The organism is Oenococcus alcoholitolerans (assembly GCF_051852995.1).
In the GTDB taxonomy this organism is placed as follows: Bacteria; Bacillota; Bacilli; order Lactobacillales; family Lactobacillaceae; genus Oenococcus; species Oenococcus alcoholitolerans.
In genome coordinates this window covers 487810-507897 of sequence record NZ_CP176042.1, presented here as the reverse complement: position 1 = coordinate 507897, position 20088 = coordinate 487810, and the positions used below count along the sequence as shown (strand labels likewise).

Annotated in this window: 15 protein-coding genes and 1 tRNA gene; 4 read left to right on the top strand and 12 right to left on the bottom strand. The window is 37.6% G+C overall.

The genetic code is table 11. The annotated features are described in order from the left end of the window. Positions 1-56 precede the first annotated feature (56 nt). The 3 genes from fusA to rpsL are packed head-to-tail and all read right to left on the bottom strand — an operon-like array spanning position 57 to position 3092. Positions 57-2168 (bottom strand): elongation factor G, encoded by a 2112-nt coding sequence (gene fusA, locus ACKP2L_RS03040; RefSeq protein ID WP_439425904.1) that lies wholly within the window; start codon positions 2166-2168, stop codon positions 57-59. A 24-nt stretch (positions 2169-2192) separates the two neighbouring features. Then, the gene (rpsG, locus tag ACKP2L_RS03035) at positions 2193-2663 is read right to left on the bottom strand and encodes a 30S ribosomal protein S7 (protein ID WP_439425903.1); all 471 of its coding nucleotides are present in this window, start codon (positions 2661-2663) and stop codon (positions 2193-2195) included. A 15-nt stretch (positions 2664-2678) separates the two neighbouring features. Beyond that, the gene (gene rpsL / locus ACKP2L_RS03030) at positions 2679-3092 is read right to left on the bottom strand and encodes a 30S ribosomal protein S12 (protein ID WP_439425902.1); all 414 of its coding nucleotides are present in this window, start codon (positions 3090-3092) and stop codon (positions 2679-2681) included. A 338-nt stretch (positions 3093-3430) separates the two neighbouring features. Between rpsL and ACKP2L_RS03025 the strand changes: the two genes are divergently transcribed. Together ACKP2L_RS03025 and ACKP2L_RS03020 are read left to right on the top strand one after the other, a co-directional pair. Next, on the top strand, positions 3431-4723 hold the full coding sequence (locus ACKP2L_RS03025; RefSeq protein ID WP_439425901.1) for a replication-associated recombination protein A: 1293 nt from the start codon (positions 3431-3433) through the stop codon (positions 4721-4723). Continuing rightward, entirely contained in the window at positions 4720-5349 is a 630-nt protein-coding gene (locus tag ACKP2L_RS03020) for a YigZ family protein (RefSeq protein WP_439425900.1), read from the top strand. The genes ACKP2L_RS03025 and ACKP2L_RS03020 overlap by 4 nt, the downstream gene beginning before the upstream one ends. Positions 5350-5972: 623 nt before the next feature. On the opposite strand, the gene secA is transcribed toward ACKP2L_RS03020, so the two are convergent. The 3 genes from secA to ACKP2L_RS03005 all read right to left on the bottom strand — a co-directional run bounded on the left by secA (position 5973) and on the right by ACKP2L_RS03005 (position 10225). Beyond that, the gene (gene secA / locus ACKP2L_RS03015) at positions 5973-8342 is read right to left on the bottom strand and encodes a preprotein translocase subunit SecA (RefSeq protein WP_439425899.1); all 2370 of its coding nucleotides are present in this window, start codon (positions 8340-8342) and stop codon (positions 5973-5975) included. A 70-nt stretch (positions 8343-8412) separates the two neighbouring features. Beyond that, the gene (locus tag ACKP2L_RS03010) at positions 8413-8832 is read right to left on the bottom strand and encodes a ComF family protein (protein ID WP_439425898.1); all 420 of its coding nucleotides are present in this window, start codon (positions 8830-8832) and stop codon (positions 8413-8415) included. A 259-nt stretch (positions 8833-9091) separates the two neighbouring features. Beyond that, positions 9092-10225 carry a DEAD/DEAH box helicase gene (locus tag ACKP2L_RS03005; protein WP_439425897.1) on the bottom strand — a complete coding sequence of 378 codons (1134 nt, stop codon included), beginning with the start codon at positions 10223-10225 and terminating at the stop codon, positions 9092-9094. 240 nt (positions 10226-10465) lie between these two features. On the opposite strand from ACKP2L_RS03005, the gene ACKP2L_RS03000 reads away from it, so the two are divergent. Beyond that, positions 10466-12742, top strand: a complete 2277-nt coding sequence (locus ACKP2L_RS03000; RefSeq protein WP_439425896.1) for an ATP-binding cassette domain-containing protein — start codon at positions 10466-10468, stop codon at positions 12740-12742. Here ACKP2L_RS03000 and manA read toward each other — a convergent pair. From manA to ACKP2L_RS02985, 3 genes are all read right to left on the bottom strand, one after another. Beyond that, complete coding sequence (manA, locus tag ACKP2L_RS02995; protein WP_439426189.1) at positions 12739-13710, bottom strand: mannose-6-phosphate isomerase, class I; 972 nt, start codon at positions 13708-13710, stop codon at positions 12739-12741. The two genes, ACKP2L_RS03000 and manA, sit on opposite strands and share 4 nt — an antisense overlap. A gap of 77 nt (positions 13711-13787) precedes the next feature. Next, on the bottom strand, positions 13788-14879 hold the full coding sequence (locus ACKP2L_RS02990; protein WP_439425895.1) for a glycosyltransferase: 1092 nt from the start codon (positions 14877-14879) through the stop codon (positions 13788-13790). 186 nt (positions 14880-15065) lie between these two features. Further along, positions 15066-15149, bottom strand: a tRNA-Leu gene (locus tag ACKP2L_RS02985). Between the two features lie 139 nt (positions 15150-15288). Here ACKP2L_RS02985 and hpf point away from each other — a divergent pair. Continuing rightward, entirely contained in the window at positions 15289-15855 is a 567-nt protein-coding gene (gene hpf, locus ACKP2L_RS02980) for a ribosome hibernation-promoting factor, HPF/YfiA family (protein WP_439425894.1), read from the top strand. A gap of 42 nt (positions 15856-15897) precedes the next feature. Here hpf and ACKP2L_RS02975 read toward each other — a convergent pair whose 3' ends face one another. From ACKP2L_RS02975 to ACKP2L_RS02965, 3 genes are all read right to left on the bottom strand, one after another. Then, positions 15898-16377 (bottom strand): SprT family protein, encoded by a 480-nt coding sequence (locus ACKP2L_RS02975; RefSeq protein ID WP_439425893.1) that lies wholly within the window; start codon positions 16375-16377, stop codon positions 15898-15900. A gap of 9 nt (positions 16378-16386) precedes the next feature. Beyond that, on the bottom strand, positions 16387-19056 hold the full coding sequence (locus tag ACKP2L_RS02970) for a cation-translocating P-type ATPase (RefSeq protein WP_439425892.1): 2670 nt from the start codon (positions 19054-19056) through the stop codon (positions 16387-16389). A 163-nt stretch (positions 19057-19219) separates the two neighbouring features. Then, positions 19220-20086, bottom strand: coding sequence for a YitT family protein (locus tag ACKP2L_RS02965; RefSeq protein WP_439425891.1), 867 nt, complete (start codon positions 20084-20086; stop codon positions 19220-19222). Between the last annotated feature and the right edge of the window lie 2 nt (positions 20087-20088).

Sequence of the window (20088 nt, the reverse complement as noted above, 5' to 3'; positions counted from 1 at the left end):
TTTATTTCTATTTTTGAGCACAAAAAAAGAGTGACTTTTAAGTCGCTCTTTTAAAATTATTCCTCTTTGCCAGCGTTTTTAATAATATCCTCTTGGACATTCTTAGGAACGGCCTGGTAGTGATCAAAGAACATTTGGAAAGTACCACGACCTTGTGTAGCAGAACGCAAGGTAGTTGTATAACCAAACATTTCAGCCAAAGGAACCATCGCAGTTACAGTAACTGTATTGCCATGGGTTTCTTGATCTTCGATCATTCCGCGACGAGCAGAAACATGACCCATAACATCTCCAAGATTATCAGTTGGAGATACGATCGAAACCTTCATAACAGGTTCTAAGATAACTGCACCTGCATTTTTAGCAGCTTCACGCAAAGCCATTGAAGCGGCGATCTTAAATGCAGCTTCCGAAGAATCGACTTCATGATAACTTCCATCATAAAGTTTTGCTTTAAGATCAACTAACGGATATCCAGCCAAAGGACCAGACTGCATTGCTTCTTTTAGACCTTGTTCAACGGCAGGAATGTATTCACGAGGAACGACACCACCGACGATGGCATTTTCGAATTCGAAACCTTTACCTTCTTCATTTGGTGTAAATTCGATCCAAACATCACCATACTGTCCTTTACCACCAGACTGGCGAATGTACTTACCTTGAGCTTTAACATCTTTAGTAAATGCTTCACGATAAGCGACCTGCGGAGTTCCAACGTTGACATCAACTTTGAATTCTCTGCGCATACGATCAACCATGATATCAAGATGAAGTTCTCCCATTCCGGATATCAAAGTCTGACCAGTCTCTTGGTTAGTTTCAGCATGGAACGAAGGGTCTTCTTCAGAAAGTTTCTGGAGAGCTTCGCCCATCTTTTCTTGATCCGCTTTAGTCTTTGGCTCAACGGCCATTTGAATAACGGGGTCTGGGAAGTCCATCGACTCCAAAACAAGCGGATGATCAACATCAGTCAATGAATCGCCAGTAGAAGTCGACTTTAAACCGATAGCGGCTGCAATATCCCCAGAAAATACCTCATCTATCTCAGTTCGGCTGATAGCATGCATCTGCAATAAACGACCAACACGCTCACGAGTATCTTTAGTCGTATTTTCAACATAAGAACCAGACTTAAGAGTTCCGGTATAAACACGCAAGAAGGTAAGCCTGCCGACGTATGGATCGGTCATTATTTTGAAGGCTAATGCAGCAAATGGTTTTTTATCATCAGCGATCAAATCAACTTCTTCATTAGTATTTGGATCAGTTGCAGTATATGGACGAACTTCAAGCGGTGATGGCAAATAATCGACTACGGCATCAAGCAAAAGCTGAACACCTTTATCTTTATATGCAGAACCAGCTAAGACAGGGTAAAACTTCAAGCCGATAGTTGCACGACGAATCGCAGCTTTCAAATCATCATTGCTGATATTTTCACCTTCAAGATATTTCTCCATCAGTTCATCATCAACATCGGCAACGGCTTCGATAAGTTCATCGCGTTTTTCTTCGACAAGATCCTTTAAGTCATCGGGAATCGGACGTATTTCCCACTCAGTACCTAATTTATCATCCGGGTACCAAGCTTCACGCGTTATCAAGTCAATGACTCCGGCAAAATCATCTTCAGCTCCGATAGGCCATTGGATGGCTTTAGCGTTGACATCAAGACGTTCTTTAAGCGAGTCGACTGACATTTGGAAGTCAGCACCCATTTTGTCCATTTTATTAACAAAAACGATACGCGGAACTTCATAAGTAGTTGCCTGACGCCAAACTGTTTCAGTCTGAGGCTCAACACCGGCAGCGCCATCCAAAACAGCTATAGCACCGTCAAGAACACGCAAAGACCGTTCAACTTCTATCGTAAAATCAACGTGCCCCGGAGTATCAATGATGTTAACACGATAGGGCGTGTCTTTGAATTGATCATGGAATCCGTGCCAAATAGCAGTAGTCGCAGCTGATTGAATAGTGATCCCACGCTCTTTTTCCTGATCCATGAAGTCCATTTGCGATGCACCATCATGGGTCTCACCTATTTTATGAATTTTTCCCGTATAGTAGAGAATACGCTCAGTAGTGGTAGTCTTACCGGCATCGATATGTGCCATGATACCAATATTGCGGGTTCTCTCAAGTGGGAATTCACGAGTAGCCATTTAATTCTCCTTTTAAATCCTAAATTACCAACGATAATGGGCAAAAGCACGGTTTGCTTCAGCCATTCTATGCGTATCGTCACGCTTCTTTACTGATGCTCCAGTTCCATTAGCGGCATCCAAAATTTCTTTTGAAAGACGTTCTTCCATGGTCCTCTCAGAACGGAGACGAGCATATTGAACGATCCACCGCAAACCTAAAGTAGTACGACGTTCTGGACGAACTTCGATAGGCACTTGATAGTTAGAGCCACCAACACGACGAGCCTTAACTTCAAGGACAGGCATAACATTCTCCATAGCCTGTTGGAAAACTTCGACTGGATCATTGCCAGTTTCGGATTTTATTCTATCAAAAGCATGATAAAGAATAGATGAAGCTGTCCCGCGTTTTCCGTCTAACATCAATTTGTTTATAAGACGACTAACGAGTTTTGAATTATAAATTGGATCTGGCAGCACTTCTTGCTGTTTTGTATAAGCTTTTCTTGGCATTTTCTACTCCTTACCTTATTTCTTTGGACGCTTTGCGCCATATTTTGAACGACCGTTACGACGTCCTTCGACACCAGCAGTATCAAGAGCACCACGAATGATATGGTAACGAACACCAGGAAGGTCTTTAACACGGCCACCACGTATCAAAACAACAGAGTGTTCCTGAAGGTTATGACCTATACCAGGAATATAAGCAGTTACTTCATACTGATTGGAAAGGCGTACACGAGCATATTTACGCAAAGCAGAGTTAGGTTTCTTTGGTGACATCGTTCCAACACGAGTAGCAACACCGCGCTTTTGAGGTGCATTATTGTTTGTTTGTTTCTTGGACATTGAATTATATCCGAAGTTAAGCGCAGGGACCTTAGACTTGAAAGTCTTTGGTTTGCGAGGCTTGCGAACTAATTGATTGATAGTTGGCATATTATCTCCTAAAATTTAAAAATTAAAGCTTTTTTATTTAGCCTGTCCACAGTACCAGGCGTGTCCCAATGTGGACTTTAAAAAATGCTTCGAGCCGCACGAAAGCGTTAAAAAGCACAGAATTATTATATAGCAGCCTTGTCAAGAGGTCAACAAGCCAACGTATAAATTTTTTATTTAATAATTAATGGACTGAAAAGCAGAAATATCTTCAACGTTTCAGCTTTGACCTTATTCATTAAAAATAGAAAATCAGATCAAATAAACTGCAGGCCCGCGCCAAATGATCAAAATCAAAGGTCTGATCTAGTGCTGGATAATTATCATAAAATAATAGTATGAATAACGAACCGTTAGCTTATCGGATGCGTCCAAAAAAAATAGAAGATATAGTCGGTCAAGAACATCTTATAGGAAAAGGAAAAATAATTTGGCGAATGGTCCATGCCCACAGGCTATCTTCAATGATATTATACGGGGAACCCGGCATCGGAAAAACTTCGATCGCCTCTGCTATAGCCGGTTCAAGCAATTTATCTTTTAGGATCCTAAACGCGGCTACAGATGGAAAAAAAGAGCTGCAGGCAGTGGCCGAAGAAGGGAAAATGTCCGGTTCAGTCGTTTTGCTGCTCGACGAGATTCATCGACTTGATAAAACTAAGCAGGATTTTTTACTCCCCTACCTTGAATCAGGCTTGATCGTTCTTATAGGTGCTACAACGGAAAACCCATACTTATCAGTCACTCCGGCGATCAGATCAAGAACGCAAATATTTCAATTACATCCCCTGTCAGAAAACGATATAAAAAAAGCTATTGAAAGAGCCCTAACTGATAAAGACAGAGGTTTAGGAAAATATAAAATAAAATTCAGCGAAGAAGCACGACAACATTTAGCAAGCTCAACCAACGGTGATTTAAGGAGTGCTTTGAACGGCCTGGAACTCGCTGTTTTATCTACGGAAAAAAATGAAGATGGTTTTATACATATTACAAAACCAATAATCGAAGAAACGATACAGCGAAAGTCAATTTCAGGAGATAAAAACGGTGATGCTCATTATGACGTTATCTCTGCTTTTCAAAAGTCGATCCGCGGATCCGATGCTGATGCGGCTATTCACTATCTGGCTAAGATATTAGAAGCAGGAGACCTGCCAATAGCCGCCAGAAGACTGTTAGTAATAGCTTATGAGGATGTTGGCCTTGCAAATCCTAATGCCGCTAGTCATGCCGTTAATGCTGTTAATGCCGCTTTGCAGCTAGGCCTGCCTGAAGCTCGGATCCCCCTAGCGAATGCCGTTATAGAATTAGCTTTATCACCAAAATCAAATTCAGCTTATATGGCGATAAACCAGGCAACTGCTGATATTGAAAAAGAAAATACCGGTGAAATACCTTTGCACTTAAAAAACACTCGGAATTGGGGCAAAAAAAAGAGTGAACAAATAGAATACTTATATCCCCACGATTATCCTAACGACTGGGTAGCACAACAATACTTGCCGGACAAAATAAAAAATAAAAAATATTTTCAAGCTAAAGGCAACTCAAAATTTGAACAGCAGCTAAAAATAACTTATGAAAAATTAAAGAACGAGCAATTCAAGAGCCTAAACAACAAAAAATGATAACAGTCAAAGAAAATTTCAGCAGTCGATCAGTAATAAAAAAATCAATCTTCATAAGTGAATTATCGCCAATAAGCAGCGAAGAACGGGCAGCTGGTTTAATTGAAGAAACAAAAAACAAAAATAAACGAGCTAATCATTATTGTTTTGCATATGTTTTAGGCGATAATCGAGAATTACAAAGAATCAGCGATAACGGCGAACCAGCCGGAACCGCCGGCAAACCGATACTAGATTGTATTGAAAAAAATGACTTAAGCGACGTGCTTATAACGGTTACACGATATTTTGGGGGCATAAAGCTAGGAGCCGGCGGATTAATAAGAGCCTATTCTGAAAGTGCGGAAAAAAGCATAAAAAAAGCAAAACTATTTGCAAGCGAAAAAAGACAAGTTTTTAAAATATCTTTTGATTATGGTTCGTTTGACACACTGAAATATTTTTTCAAAAAAAATGATATAGATACTTCAAAAATATCTTTTGGAGAAAAAATAAGCTGTGAAATATCGGTCAAAATCAGCGAAAGCCAGCTTATCCTTGAGGAAATTGCAAATATTTTGAGCGGAAATATACAAATAAAAAAAATCGGCATCAGAAACGAATTAGCCCCTATCACGAAAAAATAATTTAATTATTTTTTATTCGATTTTAAAGTTAAAGCTTTTGTTGTTATAATTTAATTAACCACTCGGCTGTACGCATTGGCATAACTTATCAGTTTTTGCCTTACAACAATTGACCAGGGGACAGAGATCATCGTTCAAGGACGGCCTTTTCATTTGGACTCCCGATGCGGTCGATCGAGTCTCAACCTTGAACTCAGGGGTCAAAAATCTGCATGCCGATTAACGGCAGCACGGGTGTTGCACCTGCTTTGGCAGGTGTTTTTTTATTGCCAAAAATGTAAAATTTAAATATGACGATCGTCGGCATTATTTTAGTTTTAATCGATATGTTCTTTGGTATTTTTCTATTATCTAGCAGGAAAAAATTTTTAATTTGGAACGCAAAAAAGTATCCGGAAATAAAAACTATAAATAACCAAGGCTTATTATTAATAATTTTATCTATCATTGCGATCATAGCCTTGATCATAAAATGGCCTTACCTTTTAATAAGTTCAGCTATCATTAGTATGATAGTTGCCTGGATTTTTATTTTTAAATTAAATCAATTAATGAATAAATAAAAACCATCTGCATGCAAAGGCAAAGCAGATGGTTATTTTTATTCTAAAATCAACAAATGATCAAGCCGACATATTTTGCCTGATTTGAGCTTTCATAAACAAGCGGGTCGCATCATATTCAATATCCGCGATCATCTTTTTATAAGTTGAAAAAGCGGCGGTTTGATATTCGACTAATGGATTATATTGTCCATAAGATCTGACCATGACCGATTGTCTAAGCCTATCCATATCATCGATGTGTTGAGTCCAATGTTGATCGATAGCTCTCAAAATTATCGTTTTTTCAAAATCAACGAGCTGATCCGTGTTCTCTAAAGCGTCTTGCTTAGCAAAAAATTCTTGATCGGCTAATTTATAAAGGAAATCCTTTATCTCTTCTTGACTTTTACCGTTGATATCCGGCATGGTCACTTGACCAGAATTATCGATAGCGTTATTGACAAAGTCGATTATTGCCAAAAGATCCCAATCTTTCTCTGGACCAGCAGTATGAACATCGACTACTCGATCAATAGTCCGATAAACCATCGGCAGAAAAATACCCTTTAAAGAAGCAGTCGACTTCATGATCTGCGTTCTCTCGTCATAAATTATTTCACGCTGCTGCCTCATAACGTCATCATATTGAAGAACTTGTTTTCTAGTATCATAGTTGTTTCCTTCAACTCTTCGTTGAGCTGATTCAACTGACCTGGAAATCAAAGGATTGGTGACAACTGAATCGTCATCATCTAAATTCATCCGCTGCATTAATTTTTTGATTCGATCAGCACCGAACCTAACCATTAAATCATCTTCCAAACTTAAATAAAATCTAGAAAATCCGGGGTCGCCTTGACGGCCTGAACGTCCGCGCAGCTGATTATCTATCCTGCGAGACTCATGCCGTTCAGTACCGATGACAGCCAGTCCGCCTAGTTCTACCACACCGGGTCCTAACTTGATATCAGTACCTCGGCCAGCCATGTTGGTAGCAATCGTAACAGCACCGCGTTGGCCGGCTTGAGCAATTATATCGGCTTCACGAGCATTATTTTTTGCATTTAAAACATTATGCGGTATGCCGTGATCATCAAGCATTTTGGAAAGCAATTCAGAAGTTTCAACGGATACGGTCCCGACTAGAATGGGCTGTCCCTTTTTGTGCAAACGTTCGATCTCGTTCAATACAGCTTTAAATTTTCCACGAAGGCTGTAGTAAAGCACATCAGGCTCATCGACCCTTATAACTGGTTTATTAGTAGGCACTTGAACTACTTCCATGTTATAGATCTCTCGTAATTCTTCTTCTTCAGTTTTAGCCGTTCCAGTCATTCCAGCTAATTTTTTATACATTCTGAAAAAGTTCTGTAAGGTTATCGAAGCCAGAGTTTTGCTTTCGCCTTGGATCTCAACACCCTCTTTAGCTTCAAAAGCCTGATGCAGACCATCGGACATTCTAGTTCCTTCAGAAATACGGCCAGTAAACTGATCGATCAGTTTTACCTGCCCATCTCTTACTACATAATCCTTATCACGGAAAAATGCATAGTTAGCTCTTAGAGCTGTTTCTATGAAGTGAGCCAAAGCAATATTGTCTTCTCCATAAAGATTATCTATATTGAAAAACTGCTCAGCTTTTTTAATACCTTCCGAAGTCAACATGGCTGTCTTTTGTTCTTCATCAACGGTAAAATCTTTATCTTCTCCCTCATCAAGGGTCTTAACAAAACGGTCGGCACGCTGATATAGGCCATTGATATTATCAGAAGATCCGCCAATTATTAAAGGTGTTCTGGCAGAATCTATCAAAATAGAATCAGCTTCATCGATCAGAGCAAAATTCAAATCTCTTAGAACTCGTTCGTCCAAAGTTTGAGCCATATTATCTCTCAAATAATCGAAGCCGATCGCGGAATTAGTCGTATAAGTTATATCAGACGCAAAAGCTGCCTTTTTATCCGGCAGAGACATTTCGTTTAAATTAACGCCGATGGTCAGACCCATCCACTTATAAACCTGCCCCATTTCTTGAGCATCACGCTGACTTAAGTACTCATTGACAGTAACAACGTGTACCCCCTTGCCAGTCAACGCGTTAAGATAAACAGGCATCGTGGCAGTTAAAGTTTTACCTTCACCGGTTTTCATTTCTGCGATATTGCCGCCGTGTAAAACAGCACCACCGATGATTTGCACACGAAACGGATACAAACCAAGGACTCTTTTATCAGCTTCTCTTACCGCAGCAAAAGCTTCTGGCATGATTTGGTCGAGTGTTTCTCCGTCTTTTAATCTTTTTTTAAATTCTGCAGTTTTATTCCTTAACTGATCATCAGAAAGGTTTGACATTTTTTCAGCAAAAGATTCCGTTTCATCAGCTATATGTTCATATTTTTTTAATTGATGTTTCGGATTTTCAACTATTTTTCTAATTGGATTAACCAAGATTTTTCCCCTCTTGAATAAAAGACATAAATCTACTAATAGATATTATAACAAGTATATGCAAATATTCCTAACGTGCCAAAGTGATACTTTCAATAATTCCAGCGCCGGCTTTTTTAAGCGTATCAGCGGCATGATGCAAAGTAGCACCAGTGGTGTAAACATCATCAGCTAAAATGATATGCGGATTTTCAGGAAGGCTTTTCAAGCAAACAAAAGGATTGTTTTTTGCCATTCTTTGTCTTCGTCCGAGTTTGGAACTCTGCGTTTTTTCTCCTTTTAAAATCAAAAAATCATTCCTAATATATTTTTCAGCGAAAGAAAAAAGTCCTGTCACTTGATTAAAGCCTCTATTCATTTGCGACTCATCGCTTAAAGGTATAGGAATAAAAAAATCGGCTCGTTTGATCCTAGAGAAAAATATCTTTTTTAGATCTTCGCGAAATATATCTTTATAACGATAATCGCCATTAAATTTATAATGTCTCATATATTCTTTTGTAAATCGATCATAACGAAGTAAAGAGCGGTTATTAGCCAAAAAAGGCTTGTTTCTTTGCCATAAAAGACAATCTTGACAAATATCTTTTTTAAAGGGACGACCGCAAATTTTGCAAATAGATCCTTGATCTATGAATGGTGCAGTTTTAAAGCAATCATCACAAATTAATTCATGCTGTTCGTTTTTAAAGAATAGCTCAAAAAAAGTCGGCCGATGAAAAATCATCGTTTGGCAATTAAAACAATTATTAACCATATTTTATTTGTTCTTGTCCTTTTTTGTTCATGAATTTTATTTGCTGATCAGCTTTTTTGAGTTCTCTTGTTTTCTCTTGTATGATCGCTAAGACTAATCCATCGGGACGCTGGATCTTTCTGCCTACTCGGCCTGCGATTTGAACTAGAGCATTGCTGCTGAAAATCGGGTCATCGGCACCTAATATTATTAAATCTATGCCGGGAAAAGTCACACCTCTCTCTAAAATCGTAGTAGTTATCAAAAATTGGTAATCGCCTTTTCTCATTTTAAGCACCTTATCTTTGCGATCAGTATCAGACGCATGCACAAATGTGCCTTGATCAAAAGAAAAAATCGTAGAAACAACTCTTAAAGTAGGCTTTAGATCACTTATTTTAGGGACAAACAATAAAAAACGCCGACCTATTTCTTTAAAGACAAGCAGCTGTTTTTTTAAACTTGACGGCAGCTTGCCAGATTTGATCTTTTGCCGCCAACCTGATTCATATCTGAAAACAATTTCCGGCAACAAGTGTTTGTGAAATCTTAAAGGCAAAAAAGAGGTCTTAAGTCTGCCGGAATTATAAGCTTTGATCAATTGTTCGGTCGGAGTCGCCGTTAAATAAATTGTGGATGATATTTTTCTCCGGCTTTGCCGACAGGCAAATTCAAGCATTGGATCGCCGCGAAAAGGAAATGAGTCGACTTCATCTATTATGAGCAAATCAAAAGCATCATAAAACTTTAATAATTGATGAGTCGTTGCTAAAACAAATTGAGTCAAACGATAGTCATCGTCACTATCACCATAGAGGACCATAAAATCTAAGTTAGAGAAAGCTTCAGAAAATCTTGGTGCTAATTCTAAAATAACATCTATTCTCGGAGATACCATCGCCACCCTTTTTCCATCTTTTAAAGCCCGGTCTATCAACGGAAAGATCATTTCAGTCTTACCAGCACCAGTTACGGCCCAAACGAGATGGTCCTCTCCTTTTTTATAAGAATCTATCAAGTCATGACAAACTAGATTCTGGTATTTTGTCAATTCGCCGGTCCAAGTCATATATTCAGCACCTTTTAAAAAAAGATCCTTTGGGGCCGGCATCGTCCAAAAACGATCAGAACTTATATTCCGACCCATTTGAAGGCAGCTTAAACAATAATATTCACCATTAGGCAAAGCGAATACATGGTTTGCATTGCAGCGAAAACATCTTTTATTTTTTGAAAATGAAGGCAGAATTTTAACATTGCTGTCCTTAGGCCTTTCCGCTGAAGGACGGCTTATTAAACGACCAAAAAGCAAATTCAAATCCATAAAAGTTTATACGTAATTTCTTGTAAAATATTAAAAACAGTGACAGAATTTGTTGAGGTTCGGATGAAATTGACAGAAAAAGAAAATAATTATATAGAAATAATCAACGCTAAAGAAAATAACCTAAAAGGTATAAATTTAAAAATAAAAAAACATGAGGTCACTGTTTTTGTTGGTCCAAGCGGATCCGGCAAATCATCATTGGTTTTCGATACGATAGCTGCAACTTCAAGAAGAGAATTAAACGAAACTTTTCCCAGCTTCACACAACAATATTTACCAAAATTCGGCGAGGCTGACGTTCAAGAAATTAAAAATCTACCAGTGGCTATAGTTATCGACCAAAAGAGGCTCCACGGAAATGCTCGATCGACGCTGGAAACATACGTTGGTATTTATTCCTTGGTGAGACTTCTTTTTTCTAGAATCGGAAAACCATTTGTCGGCTATTCTGATAGTTTTTCCTTCAATCTGCCGCAGGGTATGTGCCCAAAATGCCAAGGATTAGGATATATAGACGACATTAACGAAAATAAGCTTATAAATATGGACAAGTCGATAAATCAAGGAGCGATAAATTTCGTTAGTTTCGGACCAGGCAGCTGGCGCTGGAAAAGATATGCATATAGCGGTTTATTCGATAATGACAAACTATTAAAAGATTTTTCCAAAAAAGAATACGACCTTCTAGTTTTTGCCCCAAAACAGAAACTCAAAAATCCACCCAAAGAGTGGCCTAAAAGTGCCTCTTATGAAGGACTGATACCAAGGATCAGGAGATCAATTATAAATAGCAAAGAAGGCACCCATCATAAAAAAGCGATCGAAGAACTGATCACAAGAAAAACATGCCCTTTGTGCAACGGTGCCAGACTCAAACAAGAAAGTTTGCGATCTAGAATAAACGGGCTCAACATTGGCGATATAAACAAGATGGATCTAAAACAGTTCGATGACTTTTTAACACAAATAAATGATCCGCTAGCCGTAAACATAGTTAGAGAATTAAAGAAAAAAATAGGATCGCTGATCGACATAGGACTCGATTATTTGAGTTTAGATAGAAATACATCGACTCTGTCTGGCGGAGAAGCGCAGAGAATCAAAATAGCCAAATTCCTGACAAGTTCGCTTTCAGATATCGTTTACGTTTTAGATGAACCAACAGTCGGCCTCCATCCTTTTGATATCCAACTTGTTAAGCGGGCAATATCAAAACTAAAAGAAGGAGGCAACACGATTTTGATAGTTGAACACAACCCAGAAATTATCAAAGGCGCTGATCAAATAGTTGAAATAGGGCCAAAATCGGGTTCCTCAGGCGGTCAGCTCTTATTTTCCGGAACCTATAAAGAGCTTCTGCAAGCAAAAACGATAACATCTCAGTGGTTAAGAAAAAGTCACGATTTTAAAAATCCGAGAACAACAAGTACATTTATTAATATTAAAAATGCCAATGAAAATAATTTAAAAAATATTGCTCTGAAACTTCCCTTAAAAACAATGACGGTCATATCGGGTGTAGCCGGGTCGGGGAAAAGTTCCTTAGTAGCTGATATAAAAAAAGAATTGAACCAAGGATTCATTGATTTATCACAAGCACCCGTTGGTGTAAATATCAGATCCACTCCAGCAACATACTTAGATATTTTAGATCCAATAAGGAAAATGTTTGGAAAAAAATACAAAAAACCAATATCATATTTCAGCTACAACGGAAAAGGTGCCTGCCCTAGATGCAAGGGTAAAGGGGTAACGATCACCAACATGGCTTTTATGGACCCGATCGTCTCTATTTGTGAATCGTGTCACGGTAAACGATACAGCCAAGAAGCCCTATCGTTTAAGTTAAAGGGCAAAACAGTGGCGGATATTTTGAATTTTTCCGTAAAAGAAGCGAAAGTCTTTTTCAAAAATCAAATTGAAATCGAAAATAAATTAACAAACCTAAAAAAAGTCGGTCTCGGCTACTTAAAATTAAATCAATCATTAACGACTCTTTCAGGCGGCGAGCAGCAACGAATAAAATTAGCAATAGAATTAAACAAGAAAGGACAAATTTATTTATTAGATGAGCCGACTGCCGGCCTGCATATGCAAGATACTGATCGGCTGATAAGATTATTTCAGCAAATGACAGACCAAGGAAACAGTTTAATAATTATCGAACATAATTTGGAATTGATCACAAAAGCTGATTGGCTGATCGATATGGGCCCTGGTGCGGGTAAGTATGGTGGAAAATTGATGTTCAGCGGTTTTCCCGCCGATTCAATTAAATGTAAAGAGTCAAAAACCGGCCAAGCACTAAGTCGATATATTAAAAATATCATCAACTAGTTTTGATCGAGCGGTTCAGAGGCAATGGCAGTTAATTTACCATCTAACTGCCATTTTTTTATTTGGGCAGGAATTATAAAGTGCTCGCCCTTTTTAATTATTTTTTTAAAATTATCGCTTAGAAAAGTTCCCTCGCCATCTACGATCGAAACTAAAGTATATGACCCTTTTTCATGATGAAAATCAGTTAGAGACCCAATTTCCCATTTCCATATATCGAAATAGGCAGGCGAAATTCCGCTTAAAAATTCAGTTGTTCTTGATTGATCGCTATTTGATATTTTCTTATTGATCTGAGGAGCAACAAACGGTACTGAAATAGAAGCGATCGCCTTTTTTAGATCCAGCGGGCGCGTATTTCCCGTATTTGGATCGATACGGTCGTAATCATAAAGACGATATGTGGTATCGCTTGACTGCTGCGTTTCTAAAACCATTGTGCCGGCATTGATCGCGTGAACGGTCCCGCTTGGCACGTAAAAAAAATCTCCCGTCTTGATCGGAATTTTTTTTAGCAGCCGATCCCATTTTTTATCCGAAATCATATTCACTAGATCATCATGATTTTTTGCTGAGTGGCCGTATATCAAACTAGCATTTTGATTGGCTTTAAGAACATACCAGCATTCAGTTTTGCCAAGTTCTCCTTCGTATTTTTCTGCAAGTTCATTATCAGGATGGACTTGTATCGATAAATCTTTATTGGCATCGATTATTTTTGTCAAAAGAGGAAATTTGTCGGTTTTAGGATTCCCAAAATATTCAGGATTTTTTTTGTAAGCATCTGCTAAAGAAACACCTTCTAAAGGACCGTTTTTTATATATGTCATTCCATGGGGATGAGCCGATATTGCCCAGCATTCGCCGATATTGCCATCAGGGATACTATAGTCGAATTCGCCTTCTAAACGACGACCGCCCCATATTTTTGGTTGAAAGAAAGGTTTTAAAAATAATGGTTCCATAATTATCTCCAAAAAAAGAGTCAGACATTTAATATGCCTGACTCAATTATAGTTTTTTTGAAAACGCTTTCTATAAGACCTTATCGATCACTGACTTTTTGGCTCTCTAAAGAATCATTTTTGGATTCATTAAATACCAAATCAAAAATTTTTTGGATACGGCTGATATAATGAACTAAATCAAAACGAGAAATGGTCTCTTTCATTGCTTGGCGGTCAAAGCGTCCCCGTTGGAATCGCATGTTTTCACATGCCGCAGCAAACTTATCAGCATCCCCAGCAGGTGTTAAAATACCATTTTTTGGGTTAATTATATCCCTTGGTCCTACAGGACAATCAGTAGAGATTACAGGGAGACCATACGATATAGCTTCGGCAATAACCATTCCGAAACCTTCGTAATTAGAAGATAGCAACAAAGCATCAGCTTCTTTTATCTCCTGCCATGGATTTGCGACCCAGCCATGCCAAACGATGTTGTTATATATACCAAGCGATCTTGCTAGCCTTTGAACTTTTGGCAAATCTCTGCCTTTACCAAAGATATCAAGTTTCCAATCTATTTTAAGCTTTGACAAAGCAGTTAGCATCATTCGCATATTTTTTTGGCCATCAAGTATCACTCTGCCTACATAAACTGCATGAAATGATTCATCTGCAGGTTCACTTATGGTCCTAGATTGTGATATGTTGATCGGATTAAAAATCAAAAAAACTTTTTGCGGATCCAAACCAAAATCGATCAATTGTTTTTGTATTCCGGTGCTTATAGCCAAATGATAATCGGCATAACTAATATTTTGAGTATTGAAATCACCTGATTCTTTGATCGATACATGGACCCAAGATATGATTTTAAAGTCTAGGCCATGTTCAACTTTCGCTCTATGAGCTGCTTCGCTGGCAAAGCCATTCAAGCAAAGAGCGATGTCGGGTTTAAAATCAACTAAATTATCAATAATGAATTGTTGTCTTTTTGATACACCGGCATTTTTACAAATTTTAACATCGTATCCGCCCTTGCGACTAAACCATTGCAGCCATTCGGGCTTACCGCTTTTAGGAATTATTATCTTATAAATATTCTTGGTATCGTGATTGACCAGCTCGGAAATAACCCTCTCTGTTCCACCGTGTCCTTCTAAATACTGAGTAACTAAAGCTATCTTCAATTTATAACCATCCTCCTTCATTGTTAAAATTATTTAAATAGTTTAAAAAATTATATTTGTATGGGTATCCAATTCGAGTATAGTTTAGAAAATAGAAAATGTTAAATTTAAAAAAACTTTCATTTTTTACAAAAAGTAAATTGAAGTAATAAAAAAAGCCTTATACCATAAAGATATAAGGCGCTTTGCGGGCGATGGGAGTCGAACCCATACGGTATTTCTACCACAGGATCCTTAATCCTGCGCGTCTGCCAATTCCGCCACGTCCGCGAACAACAAAAATATTATACATGAAAAACGAACGAACTGCTAATATTTTTAACAAAATTTTCAAAAAAAGATTCAATCGTCTCTTAAAAAAACTTAAATGCTATAAATAGTTTAAAATTTAAAGTAGGAGGAAAAGAATATGATTAGATATCAAATTCGTGGCGAAAACTTGAAAACTACCGATGCAATCAATAATTACATCAGTACCCGATTGGATAAACTGAACAATTATATTGACAAAAAAGCTGATACATTGGCAAGAGTCAATATAAAAAAATATAGTGAAAAACAGTTTAAAATCGAAGTAACAATTCCGCTTCCTTATTTGACATTAAGAGCAGAAGATACTCAAAGTGATTTTTACAGCGCAGTTGATTTTGTCTCCGATAAATTATTAAGACAAATCAGGAAATTCAAAACAAGAGTAAATCGTAAATCACGGGAAAAGGGTTACAAAGGAATCGAATTCAGTGAGAATGATAATACTCAAGAAAATGAATCAGATAAAAAAGTAGAAGTAATCCGCAGAAAGAGCTTATCTTTGAAACCAATGGATGTTGAAGAAGCTGCTCTTCAAATGGAAATGCTCGATCATGATTTCTTTTTGTTCCTAAATTCCGAAACAGATCAAATGGATATAATATACAAAAGAAATGATGGAAAATATGGTTTGATCGAAACAGAAACAGTTGAAAATTCAAAATAAATCAAAATAAAAACCAGCTTTCGCTGGTTTTTTTAAATGTATTTAAACGTGTTTTTTATAAATCATTTTCAACTTGCCGCCATCGATACCGCACCGCATAGCAATAATATTTATTTTGCGATGTCTGTAATAGAGATGTTTATCATTTTTCAAACATTGATAAACATACAAGAAATGATGGACTGGTTTAAGCGGTGAATAACGAGGTGCTTTGATCGTTGATAAAAGCTTTTGAAAATCTTTATCATTCTCCCGATGAATACCCTTTTTTTCAAAAATAAAAAAATGAGCAAGTTCATGTTTGATAACGCCATTTAACTGCTGTTGAGACAAACGAGGATTTATCTGCATAAAAATATCTTTTTCAACAACTTTTCCGTTATGGACAGGGAAAACCATTCTTCCGCCTGTAGAACGAAGACGCCGGTTGTATTCAACTTTATGACCGAAATTTTTTTTAAAAATATCGATCGATATCGTCTCGGTTTTTTTACATAATTCTTCAACAGATAAATCAAGCATAGCTACATTTTAACTTTTAGAAAAAAGATTCCGTTGTATAAGCTTAACTATTTCGACGATTAAAACAATTGATAATGAAGCTAAAATAACGATTATCCATTGATGCGAATTCAAATTGGAAACATGAAAGGCACTATTTAATCCAGGCACTAATACAACGACGGCCATCGAAAGAAAACTCAATAAAATTGCACCATTAAAATATTTATTTGCAAAGGGTTTTATTGAAAAAATAGATTTATAAACAGATTTAACATTAAAAGCATTTACTAATTGCATAAGTCCCAAAGTAACAAAAGACATAGTAAGTGCATCACGATGGATCAGAAGCTGACTTTCAGGATGGTCGGGAAAACTGATCGCCAAAGCATATACTGATAGCACGATAAGAGATTGGACTATCCCCTGCCAAACGATCGCATAACCTATCCCGCCAGAAAGAAAACTAGTAGATTTACCACGAGGTTTACGCTTCATTATTCCTGGTTCAGCTGGTTCCAGCCCCAAAGCGATTGCTGGAAAAGTGTCTGTAACCAAGTTTATCCATAAGATCATCACCGGAGCAAATAAATTCCAGCCAAGTATGGTCATAATGAAAAGAGTCATAACTTCTGCCCAATTAGAAGAAAGCAAATACTGTAAAGCTTTTTGTATATTAGCAAAGACGATACGGCCTTCTTTAACGGCGTTGACAATAGTTGCAAAATTATCATCTGCCAAAACCATGTCAGAAGCCCCTTTGGATACTTCAGTACCAGTAATACCCATAGCGACACCAATATCAGCTGTTTTTAATGCGGGAGCGTCATTAACACCGTCTCCAGTCATGGCAACTATTTTATTTTTAGCTTGCCAAGCTTTAACTATCCTAACTTTGTGCTCAGGAGCGACTCTTGCATAAACACGGTATTTATCAACATCTTTTTTAAAGGCTGATTCCGGTATCTGATCAAGTTCTGAACCTGTTATCACGGCATTTTCTTCATTATTGCCTAATATCCCTAATCTTTTTGCTATTGCAGAAGCGGTATCTTTGTGATCTCCAGTAATCATGATCGTACGAATACCAGCTTGATGAGCTTCTTCAACAGATCGAGCAACTTCAGGGCGTTCCGGATCGATCATAGCAACAAAACCGATGAAAATAAGATCGTTTTCAACCGACTCGCTCTTCAAAACAGCTGGTATCGTGTCACTTTCTTTATAAGCGAAAGCCAGCACCCTTAAAGCTTGTTTGGCTAAATCGTGATTTATTTTAAGCAAACTATCAAGATAGTCAGAATTGACCTCTTTTACCAGACCGTTTTCCTCGAAATATTTAACTCTTTTTAAGAGTTCATCTGGAGCACCTTTGACCGTTATAAAATATTTTCCAACCGAATTTTTGCCATTGACTGTGGTCATTAATTTTCGTTCAGAATCAAATGGTATTTCAGCAACTCTTGGCATTTTTGCAAAAAGCTGCTTAAGATCTACTTTTTGTTTTTCATCAAAAGAAATCAAAGCTGTTTCAGTAGGATCACCGATCAGACCGTTTTCGGTCATCTTGGTATCATTATTCAAAGCCATTACCAAGCCTAACTTATTGGCAGTCAGATCATCAGCAAATTTGTGATCAGAAGATTCCACTTTACCGTTAACAAGGTATTTTTCAACAGTCATTTTATTTTGCGTTAAGGTTCCGGTTTTATCAGAACCGATAACTTCTGTCGACCCCAGCGTTTCAACTGCAGCTAACCGTCTCATCAATGCATTTTTCTTAGCTAAACGACCAGTCCCCAGTGCCAAAGTTATGGTCACGATCGCTGGAAGACCTTCTGGAATAGCGGCAACAGCGATACTTATGGCAGTTAACAGCATATTTACCCAGCTCTCAGCACCGCTGGATATACCAATGATGAATAATACGACTGATATCGCTATGATCGCATAGGTCAAAGTTTTTCCAAGCTTTTTAAGGTTTTCTTGCAAAGGAGTTGAACTTTTTTCAGTATTTTCCAGCATCCCTGCTATATGACCTACTTCAGTGTTCATCCCAGTAGCAACAACTACACCAACGGCACGACCGTAAGTTACATTAGTATTCATAAAGGCCATATTTTGACGATCTCCCAAAGGTAGATCATCTTTTGATAAAACTTTAGCAGTTTTTTCGACTGGCACCGATTCACCTGTTAAAGCGGCTTCCTCGATTTTTAAAGAATTTACTTCAATCAACCGCATATCAGCAGGAACGATATCACCAGCTTCAAGTATTACTAAGTCGCCCGGTACAATATCATTTGCTGAAATAGATACGACTTTTCCGTCTCTTTTAACGTTGGCATTGGGCGTAGACATTTTTCTCAGCGATTCTATTGCGTTTTCAGCTCTAGACTCTTGAAAGACACCAAAAACAGCATTAAGAATAACTACTAATAAAATAAAGACCGCGTCTACCAGTTCATTTGATACTGCAGCGATAACAGCTGCTACAGCCAAAATAGCTATCATAAAATCTTTAAATTGATTTATTAGTTTTTGAAAGAAAGTAGTTTTTTTCTGTTCCTTAAGAGAATTACTACCATATTTTTCAACAAGGCCTTTTACCTGCTCTTTTTTTAGACCGTTATTTGAATTTGAAGAAAATTCTTTTAAAACATTATTAGCTTCTTGGTTATAATAATTATTTTTTGACAAATCAAGACTCCTAAAATAAAAATAAATGAGTCTCACTATTTAAGGGTCACCAGAGCGTTTAAACAACTCGTGCAACTTGGTTTTCCCACAGATAAACTGTCGTTACTCCCTCATTCGATAATATAATTATACAGGAAAAAATATAACAATTTTTAAATGATCATTAAACTTCTTTTTCATAAAAATTACCGATCGTATGATCTACTTTCCAAAACGAAGCAAAAGCTTTAGGGTCAGTCTTTTTTATAACTTGGCTTAAAGTATATCTTTCTTCAAGAGTTATCACTACAAAAATCACCTGCTTTGAATCATGCAGATAGGCGCCCTTCGCGTCATCTAAAAGAGTAACTCCGCGCCTTAAATGGTCCTGTATGGCCTGAGCCATTTTATCTTTATCATTAGTTACGATCATTGCTTGCACTTGCTGCTGTTGAGCATAAACGATCGATGTTATCCAAGCAGAAACTACAATACCAATAATCGAATAAAGAGCATAACGCCAGCCATGTTGAAAACCAGACCCCAACATCACTAAAAGATTAAAAGATACATTGATAGGGAAAACTTTTATATTCCATATTCGTTTTCCCAGTATTTCAAAAACGTCTAGCCCGCCGGTGGCAACACCATTCCTTAAAGCAAAACCAGTTGCAAATCCATTAAGAACTCCGCCAAAAAGAGCACACATAAGCGGGTCTGTGGCCAAGGGCTTAGCAGGTTGAACTATCCAAGCAATAAAAAAAGATGAACAGGCAATAGCAAACAGTTCAAAGAAAGCTAGTCTATGATTTATCATTATCCAAGCCAGAGCCGTCATCGGTATATTGACGATAAGAATTATCCAAGGAAGAAAGGATACTGGAAAGAAATAGCCAACCAGCTGGCTTAATCCGTTAAAACCACTTGAATATATATTTCCTTCTTTCCAGAAAAAATTCATCGCAATACCAACTAAAATGCCATATATAATCGCAGCTCCTGCCCTGGCAACTATTGCATGTTTAGAAAAATAAATCCTTAATTGCTCCATTT